At 53.9% G+C, this 18,456-nt stretch carries 20 protein-coding genes; 3 read left to right on the top strand and 17 right to left on the bottom strand.

Going from position 1 to position 18,456, the window contains the following annotated elements; genetic code table 11:
• Positions 1-61 precede the first annotated feature (61 nt).
• The 15 genes from ACXJJC_RS02055 to ACXJJC_RS01985 all read right to left on the bottom strand — a co-directional run bounded on the left by ACXJJC_RS02055 (position 62) and on the right by ACXJJC_RS01985 (position 14,175).
• Positions 62-1,156, bottom strand: a complete 1,095-nt coding sequence (locus tag ACXJJC_RS02055) for a Coenzyme F420 hydrogenase/dehydrogenase, beta subunit C-terminal domain (protein ID WP_456369034.1) — start codon at positions 1,154-1,156, stop codon at positions 62-64.
• Positions 1,153-1,896, bottom strand: a complete 744-nt coding sequence (locus ACXJJC_RS02050; protein WP_456369032.1) for a 4Fe-4S binding protein — start codon at positions 1,894-1,896, stop codon at positions 1,153-1,155. The genes ACXJJC_RS02055 and ACXJJC_RS02050 overlap by 4 nt, the downstream gene beginning before the upstream one ends.
• A complete protein-coding gene (gene nuoH / locus ACXJJC_RS02045) occupies positions 1,881-2,996 on the bottom strand; it encodes an NADH-quinone oxidoreductase subunit NuoH (protein ID WP_456369030.1) in 1,116 nt (371 codons plus the stop codon). Before nuoH ends, ACXJJC_RS02050 begins: the two co-directional genes overlap by 16 nt.
• 10 nt (positions 2,997-3,006) lie before the next feature.
• Positions 3,007-4,242 (bottom strand): NADH-quinone oxidoreductase subunit D, encoded by a 1,236-nt coding sequence (locus tag ACXJJC_RS02040; RefSeq protein WP_456369028.1) that lies wholly within the window; start codon positions 4,240-4,242, stop codon positions 3,007-3,009.
• A complete protein-coding gene (gene nuoB / locus ACXJJC_RS02035) occupies positions 4,239-5,330 on the bottom strand; it encodes an NADH-quinone oxidoreductase subunit NuoB (RefSeq protein WP_456369026.1) in 1,092 nt (363 codons plus the stop codon). The genes ACXJJC_RS02040 and nuoB overlap by 4 nt, the downstream gene beginning before the upstream one ends.
• Positions 5,323-5,685 carry an NADH dehydrogenase subunit 3 gene (locus tag ACXJJC_RS02030; protein WP_456369024.1) on the bottom strand — a complete coding sequence of 121 codons (363 nt, stop codon included), beginning with the start codon at positions 5,683-5,685 and terminating at the stop codon, positions 5,323-5,325. The genes nuoB and ACXJJC_RS02030 overlap by 8 nt, the downstream gene beginning before the upstream one ends.
• Before the next feature lies 1 nt (position 5,686).
• On the bottom strand, positions 5,687-6,910 hold the full coding sequence (locus ACXJJC_RS02025; RefSeq protein WP_456369022.1) for a proton-conducting transporter transmembrane domain-containing protein: 1,224 nt from the start codon (positions 6,908-6,910) through the stop codon (positions 5,687-5,689).
• Entirely contained in the window at positions 6,911-8,848 is a 1,938-nt protein-coding gene (locus ACXJJC_RS02020) for an NADH-quinone oxidoreductase subunit 5 family protein (protein WP_456369020.1), read from the bottom strand.
• A gap of 1 nt (position 8,849) precedes the next feature.
• A complete protein-coding gene (locus ACXJJC_RS02015) occupies positions 8,850-10,268 on the bottom strand; it encodes a complex I subunit 5 family protein (protein ID WP_456369018.1) in 1,419 nt (472 codons plus the stop codon).
• Positions 10,265-10,564: an NADH-quinone oxidoreductase subunit K gene (locus ACXJJC_RS02010; protein WP_456369016.1), complete on the bottom strand. Its 300-nt coding sequence runs from the start codon at positions 10,562-10,564 to the stop codon at positions 10,265-10,267. Before ACXJJC_RS02010 ends, ACXJJC_RS02015 begins: the two co-directional genes overlap by 4 nt.
• The gene (locus ACXJJC_RS02005) at positions 10,561-11,013 is read right to left on the bottom strand and encodes a hypothetical protein (protein ID WP_456369014.1); all 453 of its coding nucleotides are present in this window, start codon (positions 11,011-11,013) and stop codon (positions 10,561-10,563) included. The genes ACXJJC_RS02010 and ACXJJC_RS02005 overlap by 4 nt, the downstream gene beginning before the upstream one ends.
• A gap of 105 nt (positions 11,014-11,118) precedes the next feature.
• Positions 11,119-12,279, bottom strand: a complete 1,161-nt coding sequence (locus tag ACXJJC_RS02000; RefSeq protein WP_503421136.1) for a TIGR04053 family radical SAM/SPASM domain-containing protein — start codon at positions 12,277-12,279, stop codon at positions 11,119-11,121.
• A 14-nt stretch (positions 12,280-12,293) separates the two neighbouring features.
• Positions 12,294-13,505 (bottom strand): M20 family metallo-hydrolase, encoded by a 1,212-nt coding sequence (locus tag ACXJJC_RS01995; protein ID WP_456369012.1) that lies wholly within the window; start codon positions 13,503-13,505, stop codon positions 12,294-12,296.
• Positions 13,498-13,965, bottom strand: a complete 468-nt coding sequence (locus ACXJJC_RS01990; protein WP_456369010.1) for an ArsR family transcriptional regulator — start codon at positions 13,963-13,965, stop codon at positions 13,498-13,500. The genes ACXJJC_RS01995 and ACXJJC_RS01990 overlap by 8 nt, the downstream gene beginning before the upstream one ends.
• A 78-nt stretch (positions 13,966-14,043) precedes the next feature.
• Positions 14,044-14,175 carry a hypothetical protein gene (locus ACXJJC_RS01985; RefSeq protein ID WP_456369008.1) on the bottom strand — a complete coding sequence of 44 codons (132 nt, stop codon included), beginning with the start codon at positions 14,173-14,175 and terminating at the stop codon, positions 14,044-14,046.
• A gap of 130 nt (positions 14,176-14,305) precedes the next feature.
• On the opposite strand from ACXJJC_RS01985, the gene ACXJJC_RS01980 reads away from it, so the two are divergent.
• Positions 14,306-15,037 carry a hypothetical protein gene (locus ACXJJC_RS01980; RefSeq protein ID WP_456369006.1) on the top strand — a complete coding sequence of 244 codons (732 nt, stop codon included), beginning with the start codon at positions 14,306-14,308 and terminating at the stop codon, positions 15,035-15,037.
• On the opposite strand, the gene ACXJJC_RS01975 is transcribed toward ACXJJC_RS01980, so the two are convergent.
• Positions 15,038-16,177 carry a geranylgeranyl reductase family protein gene (locus tag ACXJJC_RS01975; protein ID WP_456369004.1) on the bottom strand — a complete coding sequence of 380 codons (1,140 nt, stop codon included), beginning with the start codon at positions 16,175-16,177 and terminating at the stop codon, positions 15,038-15,040.
• A gap of 50 nt (positions 16,178-16,227) precedes the next feature.
• Between ACXJJC_RS01975 and ACXJJC_RS01970 the strand changes: the two genes are divergently transcribed.
• Positions 16,228-16,518 (top strand): hypothetical protein, encoded by a 291-nt coding sequence (locus ACXJJC_RS01970; protein WP_456369002.1) that lies wholly within the window; start codon positions 16,228-16,230, stop codon positions 16,516-16,518.
• Between the two features lie 20 nt (positions 16,519-16,538).
• Entirely contained in the window at positions 16,539-17,663 is a 1,125-nt protein-coding gene (pscS, locus tag ACXJJC_RS01965) for an O-phospho-L-seryl-tRNA:Cys-tRNA synthase (protein ID WP_456369000.1), read from the top strand.
• A gap of 3 nt (positions 17,664-17,666) precedes the next feature.
• Here the strand turns inward: pscS and ACXJJC_RS01960 are convergent, their stop codons facing one another.
• The gene (locus ACXJJC_RS01960; protein WP_456368998.1) at positions 17,667-18,401 is read right to left on the bottom strand and encodes an ATPase domain-containing protein; all 735 of its coding nucleotides are present in this window, start codon (positions 18,399-18,401) and stop codon (positions 17,667-17,669) included.
• Between the last annotated feature and the right edge of the window lie 55 nt (positions 18,402-18,456).

The following is an 18,456-nucleotide window of genomic DNA, read 5'->3' as shown; positions in this document are numbered from 1 at the left end:
CCAGAGCTGCCTCTGGCCGCAACGGCGGGTATAAAATTATGAAAACGAGTGAATAAAAGATTTACCCTTCCTTCTCACCGCTCTCCTCTGCCTCGCACCCCTCGCTTTCAGGCGTGTAGGGGTGGATCTTCACCTTGAAGTCACAGAGCTTCTGCACGACGTTCAGCTTCGCCTCCCCAGTCTCTATGTATCCCTTCTCAAGCATGTAGTCGTAGATTCTCTTTGCCGTCTCGCTCCTTATGAGCACGGTCGAGAATCCCGCCTTGCTTCCTACACTTCCCACGCTAACGTCCGCCTCAATCGCCGAGAAGTCCTGACACACGTGGCATCCGCTCGGAACGATCTCCTCCATCTCCTTGACAGAGATAGTGAACTCAGACCCGTCCCTGAACGTTACGATGAAGTTACCCTTCTTTATGTCTGTCTTCACGGCATTCTTCAAATCCGCTCCTCTCTCTTTGAGGAAGTCGTAGAGCTCGTGCCAGTAGAAGTTCTCCGTGCAGAACAGACCGACTGCGAGCTTCACCTTTTTCCTGTAAAGGGGAACCTTGTTCTGGAGCTTCCTCAGCCCGGAGACCATGCACGGAGTTCCTATTATCCCCACGCTGTCCACCCTCTTTATTATCCTGTGCATCTCTGGCATGACGTTGGCGTAGCTGTACTTCGTGCCGGTTATTCTCTGATCGAGCAGCTCGTCCGGATCCCTGACGTGCACGACGTAGGGTCTGAACATCTCGTCCCTCGCCACAAACAGGGCGACCTCAATCTCACCCATTTCGAGGGCTGTCGCCATGAACTCCGACACCATCGCACCGTCCTGTCCGACGAACCTCTTCGACTTCCCTGCAACAGCCTCAATGAACTCTCCGAGACCGCTTATCGGCCTGTAGTTGTACCTCGGACAGACAGCAACGCAGACGCCGCAGCCCATGCACCCCTTCTTTGGATCGAAGTCCACCGGTCTGTCCTCGAGGATTATGAGGTCCACGGGACATATCGTGCACGTTCCGCAGTGACTGCAGATTCCGGTATCAACAACCTTCTCCTTGAGAAGCTTCCAGCTGCTCGACCTGTCCGGCTTTTCTGCATACCTCAGGCACGGGAGGTCCTCGAGCTCTCTGAAGTCTATGCTCACCCAGCCCTTCGGGATCGTCATTCTTTCACCTCCTTCACGGGAACGAGCACGAGCACCTCGGTTGGGCAGATCCTCACGCATATACCGCATCCGGTGCACTTTTCGTAGTCAGTTTCGAGAGATACCTTCGTTCCCTCGAGCTTCGAAGAGATCGCATCCACCGGGCACGAGAGCATGCAGAGCCTGCACCCTATGCAGTTCTCTGGATTCTCCGGAACGGCAAAGAACCTCGGCCTGTCTGGCTTTTCAATCTCAACTGTGAGTCTCTCCCTCTCCTTCCTCTTGATCAGCTTGATGTCCCCCTCGAAGTCGTACTCGACGGTCTTCTCGTCCTCCCTGACAATCTCGGGCTCGTTCTCCATCTGATCCGGCGTTATCTCCATTGAGTCCACATCCTTGAACGCCACATCGTGTATCCTTGACGGTTTTAACGCTGCAGTCGGGCAGGAGTCGACACAGAAGTGGCACAGGATGCACTTTGCGTAGTCAATTCCGGGGTAATACCTGCCCGCATCGTCAGCGTACATCTGAATCGCATTTGCCGGGCAGATGTGGGCACACCTGAAACAGCTTATGCAGTCCTCCTTTTCAAACAGCAGCAGCCCCCTGAAGTTGTCGGGGAGCTTCCTCCTCTCCCTCGGGTAGTGAATGGTGATCGTACCCGGACTGACCGCTTCCTTCGCAACCTCAGTTATGGCCCTGAGATGACCGACTGCACTTCTGATCAGGTTCTTTTCGGGAGGTTTCACAACCCTAACCATGCCACCCACCCCGCTGAAATGAAGAGCGCTATCAGCGCCATTGACATTATCACGCTCCAGCCAAGCCTGAGAGTCTGGTCGAGCCTGTATCTCGCGTAGATCGACCTCGCGAGCGAGACGACGCACATGAAGATTACAGTCTTAATGTACAACCATATCACCGGAGCGAGGTCCCCGAGAGGCGCTATGGCTGGCCCGTTCCATCCTCCAAAGAACAGTATCACCGAAAGCATTGACAGGAGGTAGAGCTTTTCGTACGGCAGCATCATGACCAGGCCGAACAGGATCCCCGAGTACTCCACGTAAGGTCCGAAAGCGACCTCTTGGTCCGCTTCGGGTATGTCGAACGGAAGTCTGGATGTGGCTATCAGGACGGTTATGAAGAACGCGAGGAAGGCGATCGGGTTGAGGACAAATCCCGGCACGCTCTGCCTTGCCACGATTTCGAACGGGTCAGCAGTCTGATAAACCAGAATCATCGCGATCACGGCAACTATGAAGGGTATCTCGTAGGCAAAGTACATGAAAGCCTCCCTCACACTGCCTATGTAGGCAAACTTGCTGTTCGAGGCCCACCCCATTGCTATGATGAACACCGGTATGAGGGAGATCAGTGCCATCGCTATCGGAATCGCATAAAGGCTCTTTATACCGTAAGTGCCTCCGGCCGGCAGGAACAGAAGCGGCAGGAGGACTGGAAGGAAGGATATCAGTGGAAACTGCAGGAAGTAGAACGCGTGTGCGTCCCTGTGGACTATGACCTCCTGGAAGAAGTACCTCATACCGTCCGCAAGTGCCTGAATGATTCCTCCGGTTCTCCTCGAGACCTCCTTCGGTCCAACCCTCCACTGAACCCTCGCGGTTATTTTCCTTTCAAAGTAGATTATGAAGAGCAGCACGAGAGTCATCCCTATGAGTCCTGGAAGAATCAGCACGTGGAATATCGGCTTCCAGAGCAGAAACGCCACGAGCACGTTGAGGAAAGGTATGTCGAGCAGTCTTTCGACCAGCGGGTTGATTGCCGGAATGCTGACCAGATTCTTCGTGAATATTCCGAGGATCTTGTCAAGGATCGTGAAAACAATTTCGGATTCCGCCATTTTCACCACCTCACCTGTCCGCCTCGGGCGGGAAGTACCCGAAGCTACCGTATATCGCCTGCAGGTCTGCAAGCCTGTGCCCCTTGCAGGCCTCCATGAACCCCTTGAGGTACATCCATCCCGGTGTCACTATCCTGACCCTGTAAGGGGTGGTTGACTCTCCATCGCTCACTATGCTGAAGAGCAGCGTTCCCCTCGCAGACTCCGTGAGTGTCGTGAACTCACCCTCTGGCAGCACCAAGTCTGCGTAGGCCTCAAAGAAGCTACCTCTGATGTCCTTTCTGTTGAACGCGATTATGTCGTCGCTCAGCACGTCACCCTCGGGCATGTTGTCCACCAGCTGCCTGATCATGGACAGGCTCTGAGCGACCTCCTCAACCCTCACGAGGAACCTCGTGTACCCATCTCCGTCGTAACCCACCACCATATCCCAGTCTATCTCGCTGTACGCTTCGTAGGGATCTATCTTCCTGACGTCGTACTCAACTCCTGAGGCCCTGACGAAGGGGCCAACGACGCCGAACTTCACAGCCTCCTCCTTCGTGAGCACGCCCACCTCCCTGAGCCTCGCTATCGTGGTTGGGTTCTTTATGAAAACCCTTTCAAACTTCTTCAGCCTGTTCTCCATCGCGTAGGTCATCCTCTTTATCATGTCGAGGGTCTTCTGGTCAATGTCCCTTCTCACACCACCGGGAACTATAAACGAGCCGGTAATTCTCGTACCTGTGATCCTGATGAACGTCTCGATTATGTACTCTCTCAGGGCGAACGGCCACATGAATCCCGTGGTGTGTCCGAGAAAGACGGCGAGAATTCCCGCATCGTACAGGTGCGTGCCGATTCTCCCGAGTTCAGCGAGCAGGGTCCTGATGTACCTCGCCCTCTCCGGGACGTCTATGTCGAGGGCCTCCTCGATTGCCCTGACGTAACCGAGGTTGTAGTTTCCGAAGTCTATTATCGAGGGTCTCTCGAACAGGGGGATGTTCTGAATGTAGAGCTTCGTTTCTGCGAGCTTTTCCATCGACCTGTGTACGTAACCGGGATCGGGGATCACCTCCTCGATAAAGTCACCCTTGACCCTGACGATCAGTCTCATGTGCCCGCTTCCACCGTGCTGCGGACCGGTAAACACGACGAAATCGTCGCTTCTGTAAGCATCCTCTAAGAACTCCTTTGGGACCGGGACAAAGTAAGCCTCGTACTCCTTGGGAGGGGTCACGGGAACGTCAATCGCGTATTCCCTCACTTACCATCACCTCCGATGTAGACCTCCTGTTCAAGCCTGAAGTCCTTCCTGAGCGGATTCTTGGGTGTGTCTGGGGCGAGCAGGAAGTTCCTGCCCATCCAGGGGTTGCCGTCGAACCACACGCCGAAGAGGTCGTGAAGCTCCCTCTCGAGGTAATCTGCGGATGGCCACACGTCGATCATGCTCGGGAACATGGCGTCATCCCTGTCGACCTCCGAAACGAGTGTCACGAGGAGTCTGACGAACTCCGGCCTGAGGTAGCTCGACACAGTGTACTCGATTATGAATTTCCTCTCGTGCGGAACGTCGATGACGTTCACTGACTTCACGTGATCAAATCCCGCCTCGAGCATCTTCTCTCCGGCCTCGACGAAGTTCTCCCTGTCCACCCTGACGCTGATCCTGTTCCTTCCGGTTATTGTCACCTTCCTGGCAAGCTCCCCGAGGATGTCAGAAACTTTCTTCCTGAACTCCTCCCCCTCCTTCCACCTGTCACTCCTGTCAACGTCCACAACAACGGAGGGATTCTCAGCCACGTATTTGGGAGAGGGTGGCACTCGCTTGGGCCTCTTCTTCCTCCCCTTCTCACCCTCAACCTCCTCCCTTTTGAGGATGGGATAGATGATGGTGTTCTTCGCCTCACCGGTTACGATCTCATCCTGAAGTGCCCTGAAGCACCTCAGCAGAGACTCTGGAGTCGGAGGACACCCGGGAGCGAAGTACTTGACCGGCACAACCTCGAAGGGTTTCACCATGTTGTAGCCGTTCCAGAACAGCCCACCCTTTATACCGCACACACCCATCACGATCACGAACTTGGGATCGGGCATCTGCTCGTAGGTCATCTTCAGCACTCTTGCCATCTTCCTCGTTATCGCACCCTCGACGACTATGCAGTTCGTCTGCCTCGCCATTCCGAAGTTGAGAACACCGAGCCTCTCACCATCATACCCGCTCGCGAAGGCGTGCGCGAGTTCCACACCGCAGCATGCGGTGACGAGATGGGTCGGCCAGATGCTCCACTTCGTACCCCACTTCTTGATGGGTGCAAGAGGACCCTTATGAAGGAACTCTATCATTTCATCCATACACATCCCTCCTGTTTGCTGCATCAGAGGATATGCGGTACGCGAAGTATAATCCCGGAAGGAGAGCGATCATGGATATCGCAAGCAACTTAAGGTAGTCAACTCCAGGAAACGCGGCAAATAGCAGCAGGAGCACCACCACCGGCTCAAAGGCCATGAAAAGTACCACAAATCCGTAGTACTGCATTGGCAGAACGTACTTTGGAAGTCCTACCGACACGTTGCCGGACTCCCATCGGAGGTACTTGAGGTCGGTGGGATTCCTCTTCGGCAGTATCCTCGAGAGCCCGTAGATGAGCACATCGGTGACGACGCTGAGAATTATGACGAAGCCAACAACAATAGCCTCTTCCATATCACACACCTCCAATTGGCAGGTAATTCATCAGAATCCTGCTTGACTCCACGATCCAGTTGGGTGGAACGAGTGTCAGAAGCATCAGCGCTGCAGATGCTGTGATTAGGTATCCTGCCGTCTTTCTGTAACCGGATGTGCCCTCGAAGAGCCTTATGAGCCTGACGTAATACGGCACCGATATCGCCGAGTTTATGACGAGGATCACTGCAATCCATATGAGGTTCGCGTATACAAGCGACGTGAGGATGTACACCTTGCCCCAGAACCCCATCAGCGGTGGGATTCCAATGAATGAGAGGGCAAGCAGGTAGGTTTCTGCAGTTGGCATCGACTTCTCCTTGATGCCGATGAAGAACCCGATCTTTCCGAAGGAGTTCGTGAGGAGCTGGAGCATCGCTCCTGCAAACGCCAAGTAGAGAAATTCCTCCCTCACCATCACGGCCAGAGTCGCGAGTATGTATCCCATGTTCGCAACGGTGGAGTACGCGAGAATTCTGGCTGGTCTGTCAGTGGTGAGCGCACCTATGTTGCCAATCAGCATCGAAACCACAGCAATTACGCCGGTGAGGAATATCACCCCCGCCCCACCGTCGTACGTTGAGTAAATTATCTTGTAGGCGACGACGAATGGAACGAACTTGGCAACGCTCGCTATGACTGAAATCGGTATGGGGTCTGCGGTATCGAAAACATCCGGAACCCACTCGTGGAAGGGGGCGGCTCCAACCTCTATGGCCAGCCCGACCAGGAGCATCGCGAAGCCGATGTAGTACAGGGCCGAGCTGTCGGTGGCGCTCGCGTGAACCATGAGAACCGCACCAATTATGAACAGAACCGTGGCTATGACCATGAAAGTTATGTACTTTATGCCCACCTCCATCCTGATCTCCTTATCGCTCGCCATCACCAGCATGTACGTTGGCACGCTCGCCACGACGAACATCGTCAGCAGAAACGCAAGGCTCTGAGAGTAGAAAGCGTACACCGTTGCAACAAATATCAGACCGACCAGGGCGTAATCCACGCCTCTGAGAAACCCCTTCATGAGGTCGAGGGAAGCGAGGTTCAGCAGTGCCACGACGAGTATCATCAGAAGCAGTGGGTTGTTGACGGTCATTATCAGGATGCTGACGAGTGCTCCTGCGAGTCCTATATACTTCTGCTTGACCGACAGCGCTCCACTTATCGCGAGAATCAGCAGTGAGATTATTGCAAGCTCCATTTACCACCACCCCGCTACAGAGACAGCAACAAGAATTAACAGCACCACGCTCACCACGATTTTCGCATACCTCTCCATGCTGCCGTTCTGGATCACCCTCACAGCATACGACAGCGCCTCGAAGAGTCCGGGAATGAACGTGTGGGCGAAGAAGTCCACCGCCCTGTTGAAGATGTCTACCACCCACGCAACGGCCCAGCCCACCTTGGGAACTATGTAGTCGTTCAGCGCCATCATGTAAAACCTGTCGTAGAGCACCTGCCCGACCCTGCTATCGTACTCCGGCTTTACGAAACCGATCACGTAGGTAGAGAGGACGAGCAGTCCAACCATGAAAGAGGTCGTTGCGAAGCCCGCGTGCACGAATTCTCCCGCATATTCGTCAACTCCGAGCAGGATCACAGCAAGCAGAACGAGGAGCATCGACACCATCAGGCTGTATGCGGTCTTCATGACTCCTCCGCCGTGCAGGTGGAGGTGCACGTGCTTGCCCTTCCAGAAGTTGAGTGCGAAGAACTTGGCGAGGAACGCAGAATATATGGCCGAGATCGCTACGAGCATCACTAAGGGTAGGACGTTTACCTCGTAGATGAGCTCGTGCAGAACCTCATCCATCGCCGACTTGACCCAGTAGGCTGTGAGCGGTGGTATTCCCGCAAGGACGATTGTTGCGAACAGCGTGACTATCGCAGTCACCTTCATCTTGCTGAATACCTCCCTGTCCCCACCAAGGAACCTGTCGTGGGTTTCGTGGATGATGTGACCGGCCACGAGGAAGAGGGTAGCCTTGGCGAACGCGTGGGTGATGAGGTACCAGAAGGCAACCAGTATAGCAAAGAGGCCCACCCACTTGCTCGCCGCAGCGGCTGCGAACATGAGACCGAGGCTCGACATCGTCGAGGCTGCGAGGAGGACCTTTCTCTCCCTGCTTGCGAGGGCCACAAGCGCACCGTAAAGGCTGCTAACCAGTCCAAGGAAGAGCACGAACAGGTAGATCATCTCAACTCCAGGAAGGTGGACGTTCCACGGCTGGATGTACCAGCTGATCCTCATGAAGAGGTACGTTCCGGCAGCAACCATGGTCGCGGAGTGGAGCAGTGCCGAGACGGTCGTTGGGCCGGTCATGGCAGTCATCAACCACTCGCTGAAGGGGAGCTGTGCCGACTTCGTGAACGGACCCATCAGAAACGCTATGAGAAGTATCACCGTGCCCGCAGTTCCGATGCTCTCAAAGAGCTGCTCCCAGTGAATCTGGGATATGTCGAGCGATCCGGTGAGAGCGTAGATCGCCGCTACTGCCAGGAACATGGGCATGTCTCCAACCCTTATGGTAGATATTGCTCTCCACCCTCCGGTGCTCGGACTCCAGAACATCTTGAGTGGTCCAACTTTCCTGTTGAGAACTCCGACGTAGCTCAGCTCGTCGTCATCCCTGAACCAGTGGCCTATCAGCCCCCAGGACGCAATACCCAGGCCCTCCCATCCGATGAGGAGCATGAACAGATTGTCGCTGTAAACAACGAGCAGCATCGAGGCCGTGAAGAGGTTGAAGAAGAACCAGTACCAGCCGAGCCTGTAGTCCTCCTTCATGTATTCGAGGCCGTACACGCCAATTATGAAGGCGATGAACCCTGTCAGTGCGCCCATGTACTTGCTGAGGTAGTCCACGACGAAGACGAAGTTTATTCCGAGCGTTGGAAGCCACGGATAAACGTACCTTCCCTCCTCAACCCTGAAAAGTATGAAGAGGGTTATCAGGAACGACACGAAGAGTCCGAATACGCTCAGCACAGGAAGCTTTCTGGCGAAGTCGTCCTGCCTCTTGGGCCACACGTAGGCTATCGGGAAGCTCGCGAGTATCGGTGTAAAGAAGAGTGCAAGCCATACCGCTGGATTGAGGTGAAGCTCCACAAGCTCTGGAATCGTGCTGGCTTCCATCTCAAACACCTCCGAGGAAAGTCACGACGGCATCAACAAACCACGTCGCAAGTGGCGGAAGGATGAACAGTATCGAAAGGGCTCCGATTATGTAAAGCGGTGTGTCGAGCAGTCTGTTTACCCGCACCTTCTCGAAGTCCTTAACCCTGCCGTAGTATACCCTCTTCATGGTGTAGAAGCTGTAAAGTCCTGAGATTATGAAGACGAAGACGACGAGGAGTATCGCGTCGAGGCTCAGCCCGAATGTGTCCACAAGCCCCTTGAGTATGAAGAACTCGCCAATCATACCGATCGCCAGAATTCCGCTGAGGTTCATGAATCCGAGAAGTGCTGCGTTGGCTATTGTGGGTATCTGCTCGTGGAGCCCTCCCATCTTCTCAAGGTCCCTGAGACCGTGGTATGTTGCGATTATCGCTCCCGCACTCATGAACAGGATGGACTTTCCGAAAGCGTGAGATATGTACTGTATTATAACTCCCACGATCCCTGCCGTGCCGAGTGCGAGTGCAATCAGGATGTATCCCATCTGTGAAACTGTTGAGTAGGCGAGCAGTTTCTTGTGATCCGTCTGCTTGAAAACGGCAAAACCGGCAACCACGCTCGTGAGAACACCGTACAGGAAGATCTCCCACCTGTGAGCGATTATGAATGATGGATCCACCAGGTACACCCTGATGAGGATGAACGCCGCAAGACCGACGGTGAGGGGGCTTAGCAGAGCACTAACCGGGGTTGGTGCCTCAGCATGAGCCCACGGAAGCCACACATGCGGACCGAGTCCGGGAAGCTTGACCATCATTCCGATGAAGATCAGCAGCCACGCGAGCGAGCTGACTGCCACTATCCCATCGAGCGCCATGGTTCCGTTTTCAAAGCCCACCATCAGGAATCCCACGAGAGCCAGAACACCTGCGATGTTGGCCCACACGAAGTACAGCAGAGCAACCCAGACCCTGTTGCCGTAGCCGTAGTAGTAGATCAGCAGGAATGAGGCTATGAGGGAAATCTCGAAGAACACGTAGATGAGCAGCAGGTTGCCGGCGTACACAAGCCAGAGCATTGCGGCCGCGTACAGGTTGTACAGGAACCAGTACTTCCTGAACTCCCTGTCAGGGTCGAGCTCCATCTCCTCGAACCTGTGCTTCATGTACGGATACGAGTACAGGGCCACCATCGCAGACACTACGGCGATCGTGAAGCCGAACGCATGGCTTACCGTGTCCCCGAGCAGGTATATCTTGCCAACAGGTTCAAGAGCGCTGAACAGAAACACCTTGTAGCTGTTCTGTGCAAACAGATCGTAGAGAACGAACACGAAAGATGCGAGGAACGCCAGGGCTGACAGGTACGCGGCGCCCCTCCCCCTTATAAACGGTGCGAGCACTATCGCAATTACCGGAATGAATATCGCCTCAATCACAGTGCATCCCCTCCCTTACTGACCGCCTCAATAGACGTCGTCCTGAACTTTCTGTCGAGGAAGATTATGGCCGAGATCAGGATGAGAAGTTCTCCAGCGCTGGTAAACACGGTGAGTATCGCTATGGCGTTACCTTCCACAACCATGGCAGGGTTCGTGAACAGCGGCACTATGGACAGAAAAACGGCCGAGAACATCAGCTCGAGGGATATGAGCAGCCTGATTACGTCCCTCGCTGATATCGCGATCATGTACCCTATAACCAGCAGCACGAGAGATGCTCCAGTCTCTATCATGCGCTATCCCTCCTCAACATGTTGACAGCAGAGATCATGAGCAGAGCGGTCAGAACGATCAGAAACGTGACAAGAGTCAGGTAATCCGTGAGAACCCCGCTGAATGCGTCGCTGAACTCGCCAACCATGAAGGTGTTGAGACCGACCGTCACGGCAAGAACAACAGCGACGAGCTCAGTAACAATCAGCCACTTCTCGCTGATCTCCCTCGGATTTATGAACCTGTATGTTGCTGCGAGTGCCACCGTGACGATCCCTATGGCTCCAATGAATATGAATGCTATCAGCACGAAGACCGAGTGAATTCCGTGGAACGCGAATATCCCGCCAACGCTCAGCATCACTGCGGACATGTAGATCGCTGAGTAAAAGTTGTCCTTGGTTATCCATGCTCCGATTCCGAAGACCATTGCAAGTACTGAGAGTAAAGCGACGATAACAACGTCCATACCTGCGGACTAAAATTAATGATTAATAAGCTTTGCTAAATTTATTGGATAATTTTATTGTTACTAAAAATCATGATAATTTTGGTGGAAAAATAATAAACGCGATCACCTCACGACCTCACCACCCTGAGGTCTGTAAATGCACCTCGGTTCGGCCGCGAGATAGTCGCCTGTCATCGCATACGCCCTCGCCCTGCTCCCCCCGCAGATGTACCTGTACTCGCACCTTCCGCACTTGCCCTTGAGCCTGTCGGGATCCTTCAGATCCACAAACACCCGGGATTCGCTGTATATCTCGCCGAGAGTGCTCTCCCTTACATTGCCCGAGACCAAGGGGAGAAATCCGCTCGGATACACCTCGCCAACGTGGCTTATGAAGAACATCCCCCTACCGTCAGTTATGCCCATCATTCTGCGTATTCCATCCCTTGCCATGCTCCTCCCGTGAGCGCCTGCGACTATCTCCTTCGAACCCCCCTCGGGCAGGGCAGTCAGTTCAGCTCTCAGCCTGTGGTAAAGCTCCCCGTGCTCCAAGGTGTAGATTCCCCTGTCGCGCATGTACTCAATTCTCCTCAGATGTGTTGCAGCAGAGCTCTTTACGTTCAGAGGGGTTTTTCTCGAGACATCGTAAAGCCAGTTAAGGACGTCCTCAAACTCCTGAGCGGATGGCATGTACTCCGCCTTTGCCCTGCCGGTCGGGACGATGAAGAAGACGTCCCACAGCGCGACCTCGTACTCCACGCCGATCCTAGCTATGTTTGGAAGGTCGTGCAGGTTGAACGTCGTAACAGTCGTGTTGATCTGCCGCGATATGTCCAGCTCTCTCGCGATTTCGAGAATTTTCAGGCTCGTCTCAAAAGTTCCGCTGACACCCCTGAAGTAGTCATGGATCTCCGGATTGCTGCCGTCAAGGCTTATCGCGATTCTCGAAATGCCTGCATCCTTCAGCTTTTCCAGCCTCTCCCTCGTCGCAAGCCTGGTGCCGCTGAAGGCAATCGCTGCTCGAATGCCCTTCCCGGTGGTGTACTCGACGATGTCGAAAATGTCCTCCCTCATCAGCGGATCTCCGCCCGTGAACACCACGAGTGGGTGTGGCCTGCCAAATTTCGCTATCTGGTCAACCACGTCGAAAGCCTCTTCGGTGGTCAGCTCGTCAGGGTGCCTCTTTCTCATTGCTCTTGCCCTGCAGTGCTTGCACGCGAGCATGCACGCCCTTGTGATCTCCCAGAAGATTATGAACGGCTTTTTCGTGATGTCAAAATCCACCAGAATCACCTCTCTTAAACGTCAAATGTCAGAAGAGCGAACACCTTCGCGTCCTCAACAACGTTGGAGATTCTCGCATATTCGTTGGGCTCGTGGGCCTTTCCGTCGAGTGTGCTCCAAACTGCCGTCTCAAATCCGGCCTTTCTGAAAAACGATGCGCACGTGTTCCCACCAATTCCGACCGGCTTGGCCTCGATGTTCCTCGCGAGTTTAAGTGCTTTTTTGAGCCTTGAAACGATCTCGCTGTTCTCGGGAGTTGGCGGACTGCTCTCGTTCTGAACCACCTCAAGCCTGCACGGGTATCCGTCGCGCTTTTCCACCTGTTCAAGGTATTTCCTGACGAATTCAATCACGTCCTCGTTCGAGTACTCCGGGAGAACCCTGCAGTCGATGTAGCTCACGTCAAGGCCCGGAATCGTGTTGGGGTTGTCCACGTTCCTCTCCCTCTTGGTGGGCTCAAAGGTCGAGTACGGTGGCTCGAACAGATCGTTTCTCGCACTGTACCTCTCGTGAAGCATCCTGTCAAGCTCGAGGATGACGTTCATGGCCCTTCTGCTGGCGTTGAGGAACATGTCCGGCCTCGACGCGTGGCCCTGTTTTCCGTGGATTTCGAGCTTCAGCCACAGGATGTTCTTCTCCGCAACTTCTATGAGGCTGCCATCCGGACTGCCGGTGTCTGGAACGAGGAAGAGATCATCCTTCCTGAAAATGTCCTGCTTCAAAAGGTGCTGAATTCCGAACCTGCTCCCGGTCTCCTCGTCTGAGACGAATACCATCCCGAAGGACAGATCAGGCCTGTGCTCGGCGAGGAACATGCCTGCAAGGAGGGTGGAGACTATGGCCTGCCCGTTGTCCTCTGCCCCCCTTCCGAAGATTAGATCCCCCTCCACTCTCGGTGTGAACGGATCTCCGCTCCAAAGGCTGGCGTCGCCCTCCGGAACAACATCCATGTGGCTGACCACCCAGAGCGTTCTCCTTTGCCTTCCATTTATCCTCGCCACTATGTTGGGCCTCACACCATTCTTGGCCCTGTCGTCCTCGGCATCGTACCTTTCCACGCTGTCAGCAAAGTCGAGAAGGGAGTGGATGTACTCCGCCTTGTCCCACTCCCCGTCTCCACCGTTTTCTGGGGAGAGCGCCCTTATTTCGATGAGCTTCGAAAGAATTTCAACCGCCCTTTCCCTGTGGTCGTTAATTGTCTCGATCTCCTCGAGAATGTCAGCCATTAATTATCTCCTCTACCCTCTTCTTCAGAATCTTGACCCTCTCAAGAACCTCCTCGTCGTGGGTTTCGAGCCTGTCCAGTTCGGCCTTGACCGGCAGAAGGATCCTGAGGGCTTCCTCACCTTTCTGGCCGTTGAGGCTGTAAATAGCACTTTCGAGCATTCTTATCTTCTTCCTTGCAACGAAATCCCTTTTGAGCAGATTTTTCAGCTCAATCAGGAGTTCCGCGACCTTCCTGCCATCCTCGGTTAACCTGACCTTCCTTATTCTGCCCTCGAATTCGCTCTCGATCAGTGCGTTCTCCTCAAAAACACCGAGCACCTTGGATATGTAACTGTACGGAGACCCCACATCCCGAGATATGCTGAGGGGATAAGCATAATCCCCGTTTTTCTCAGCCTCGTATATTTTTACAAGGACCTCCACTGCCTTCTCATGCAGGAACAGCTTTTCCATGCCCATTCATTTCCCCCCGCACCCAGTCTGATGCTTTGAATTTATAATTTATGCTACGATATATTCTCCAGTACGCTCAACCACTCATGCTGTCAGAGAGAGGTAGACGAACACAAAAACCGACACGAGTATCGACAGGGCAAACATCAGATCAAACTCGTCCAGCCGATCCCCGTAATCGTCGTATTCAGCACCCTGCTCGAGTCCGAAGACCATGCATACTGAATACCACCACACCAATAAATATCTTTTGCCCATAATAATGAAAATCCGTGATCTCAGGACAACCTGATACTCCGGCACTGCACCAAAAAATTTATTTTTAAAACTGGCAAAGCCTGAAGGGATGTTTGAACTGTACCTCGCCCTGCTTCTCGCACTGCTCACCCTGTACAACACGACGATGCTGAACTCAACTGGAAACAGAAAGAAAATAGTCGAAATGGAGCTTAACAGATACGCCACAAGAATAATCATCTCGTTCACGTTCATAACATTCGTATACCTTCTCCTCTCGGCGTTCGAGTCCATAAACCTGATACTGCTCCTGGCCGGAAAGACCACGCTCAGCCTGAAGTTTCTTGACATCGTAATGGTGCTGTACCTGCTGGCAATTATCGGGTGCTCCTACATACTCTTCGCCAGCCACAGGCACTTCAAGATGCTCGTACCTCAGATAAACATTCCAAACCTGCTGATCGTGCAGGGCCTGACGGTTTTCTGGATATACCTCAACATAATCAGAACCGAGTTCTCGCAGATAGCCTACACAGTCTCAATATCTCTCAGCGGAATTTTCACGATATCTGTTTTTCTGTCAATCTACGTGATGTACCTGCTTTTCAAATACTTCAGTTTGCTGAGGAAGGGACACCTCCTGGAGAACATCGACTTCTACCCGTTCATTCTCAAGCTCAACCTCGCGTTAACGCTGTTCGGTTTTGCGATGCTCTCGAAGTTCAGTCAGGGATGCATTAGCATCATATGCAACATCATGCTTGCAGGTCATGCGATCCTGATGAACCACACACTCTCAGAGCTTGGAAGAGCAGTTAAAAGGAACATAGGAATGGGTTAGCTAAAAGAACAGGTTGAGAGCTGGCATCAGCGCGCCCGCCAGCCTGACCTTTACGGGCACCCTCGAGCGAAGGATCGCAGAGAGGTCGCCTCTCGAAACAAGCCTGAAGTAGCGTACCACCCTCTCGTCACTCTCCGCCATTCTGTCCCAGAGCTTTTTGATGTAATATCCGTTCTCCATCGCCCTCAGCATCCTCTTCCTCCACTCACGCTCGTAGGTCTCGAGGGGGAGGCCCTCAGCTATGTGCCTCGACACCACCTCTCCGGCAATCTTCCCCGCAACCATGGAGGTCGGGATGCCCGCCCCGACGTGGCTGATGACCATGCTTGCCGAATCACCCACGAAGAGAACGTTACCGTAAACCGTCCTCTCAAGGGGCCTGTCAACGGGGACGACCGCACCGATTTTGCTCACAACCTCTGCCCTTTTCAGCATCTCGCTGCTGTGAGGCCACTCCCTCACGAACCTGTCGAGAGCCCTGTGTATGTTGTCCCCTCTCTCCGCAAACTCGTGTCTGAAGCCAACACCAACGTTCGCGATCCCGTTGCCCTTCGGAATTATCCAGGCATACCCCCCGGCACAGATCCTCTTCCCGACATACATGTATATAGTGTCCTCGTCGCCCTCGAACCCCTCCATTACGTACTGCTTCGCAGGAGACAGCTCAAATCCCCTGATCCCCATCCTCCTCCGTATAACAGAGTTCGCCCCGTCGCTCGCGACGACAACTCTCGAGCCAATCCTCTCGCCGTCCACCACAACGCCATCCCGGTAGTCGAACCTTTTCCCCGTGATCAGCTCCTTCCCGGACTCCTCCGCCACCGTCCGGATCATCTCGTCTCTGTTCAAAACGAGCATCTCGAAGTCCACGTCAATGCTTTTTCCGTTTGGCAGCACGAACTCGAACCTCTTCGTTCTGTTTACGGTAAACCTTTCAGGAATTTCAAATATCGAGTGATCGTCAAGGTCAGGAAGGAGCTTCTCCATCTCCCTCTTTGACGGAACTATCTCTCCGCACTCCACAGGATAGCCGAGCCTCTCCCTCCTGTCTATGCCCACCGCCTTCACGTCATCCGAAAGACTGTGAAGGGTGAACGCCCCGGCAACTCCGACTCCGGCCACAACGACATCGTAGTCCATGAGGCTGGCTGTGGGGAGAAAGGTTTTTAATATTTTGTCAGAGTTCACCCGTGGAGTGGGAGGGAGCCCTGAAAAGGATTGTCGAACTGAAGCCGGCCCTCAGGCTGATCATGAAGGACAGATGCGTTGATCGCGGGAACTGCCTCGTTATTTTCGACAACCCTCTCGAAATAGAGGTTTACGACAGGGAAGTCAGGTTTCTTGTGGATGGGGAGCTCGCAGGGTTGCTTTCCGAGAAAGGGCTCGAGGTGCTCGACGAGTCCGCAAGGCAGGAGATAGAGTACTGGTGCGTTGCCCTCACCTCCCCCGGATTCAAGAGGTTCTCGATCAGGAGGAGATAGATCAGGGTGAGGTGTGCCGCATGGCGCTTTACGAGAGGAAGACCGGAGGTTTCATCAACGTGGACCCCCTCCAGACTGGGGGAAAGCTCAGCGATGACGCGAGGAGAGTTCTTCAGGAGTGGGGAGACGGATACTCCGTGTGCGATTTCTGTACAGGGTCGCTGTTCGAGATAAAAACACCCCCAATTCACACGTTCGTCACCAGCACACTGCCTGAGTTCCTCGGAACGGAGTACTCGAGGATCACGAACGGAGCCAGAGAGGCCAAGTTCGCAGTTATGCACGCTCTGAAAGGGAAGGGTGATGACGAGTGGGTCGTCATGGACGGCAACGCGCACTACTCGAGCTACGTGGCCGCTGAGAGAGCGGGATACCGGGTGGCCCTCGTGGAGAACACTGGCTATCCGGAATTCACGGTTCCGGCTGAGAGGTTCGCTGAAGTCATTGAGGAAACGCGGAAGAGGGGTACAGTGAGGCTCGCAGTGGTGACGTACCCGGACGGAAACTACGGAAACCTGCCGGATGTGGGCAAGATAGCCAGAATCTGCGAGGAGTACGACGTGCCGCTCCTCGTAAACGGTGCGTACGCGGTCGGCAGGATGCCAGTGAAGCTCGACGAGCTGGGAGGGGACTTCATCGTGGGTAGCGGGCACAAGTCGATGGCGTCCGCTGGACCCGTGGGAGTCCTCGGATTCAATGAGGAATTCGCCGTGGCAATAACGAGGAAGTCTGAAAGGTACAGGAACAAGGAAGTCGAGTTTCTCGGCTGTACGGCGAGAGGGGTTACGGTGATGACCCTGCTCGCGTCGTTCGACCACGTTCTGGAGAGGGTGAAGAGGTGGGAGAAAGAGGTGGACAAGGCCAGGTGGTTTTCAAGCAAAATGGAGGATCTCGGCATCGTGCAGCTGGGGGAGAGACCGCACAACCACGATCTGATGTTCTTCGAGGCTCCTGTCCTCTACGAGATCTCTAAAAAAGCGAAGGACGGGAGGTTTTTCCTCTACAGAGAGCTGAAGAAGAGGAGAATCCACGGAATCAAACCGGGCCTGACAAAGAACTTCAAGCTGTCGACCTACGGTCTCAGAAAGGAGGATCTGAAGTACGTGATAGACAGCTTTGAAGAAATAATAAACAAGTACTCCTGAACCTCAGAACATCTCCTCCCTCGAGTGCACTATGATCCCCTCGGACGTGATGTCGTAGGGGTGTATTTTCTTGCTGTGGTCTGTTCCCCTCATCTTGTAGATCTCGAGGCTCCTTATCCTTACATTCTCGCTCCTAGTGTAGTAGAGCACTATCGTACCCTCTGTAACGAAGTTCTCGACCCCGAACCTCGAGATCATCCCGCTCTCTATGGCCTCCGCAGTCATTATCGTTGTGAGTCCTAGGATTTCGAGAGTCGTGGAGATCTTCAGCAGCTCAACCCTGAACTTCGAAGGGTCCTGCATCGCAAACCCCATTGCAGTAGTCGAGTCCAGCGCCGCTCTCAATGCTCCTATCTCGTCCTGTATCGTGATGATGTTGTCTATCAGGCTCCTGGTGTCAAACGGTCTCACATCCACGTACCTCTCGTCAGTCGGCAACCCTATCTTCGCTGAAGTCGCGTCGATTATCGCCAGCATGTTTTCCTCTTCAAGCTTTTCCAGATCCCAGCCAAATACCGAGAAATTCTCCCTGAGGTTTTGAGGCCTCTCCTCGGTGGCTATGAATATCCCCGGCTCATTGTACTCTTTAGCTCCGTTGTACAGAAACTGCATCGCGAATATTGTCTTACCGCTTCCGGAAGGCCCTGATATAAGGTAGCTTCTGTCCCTTATCAGCCCTCCACCACACAGCTCGTCAAATCCCGGAATGCCAGTTGGGCACCTCTCCAGCATGACCATCCCCTCATCATGAAAGTAATGATACCTCTCCCCATTATGATAATCAAGTATATAA

The organism is Geoglobus sp. (genome assembly GCF_054018175.1).
This window is presented reverse-complemented; position numbering and strand designations above follow the sequence as displayed.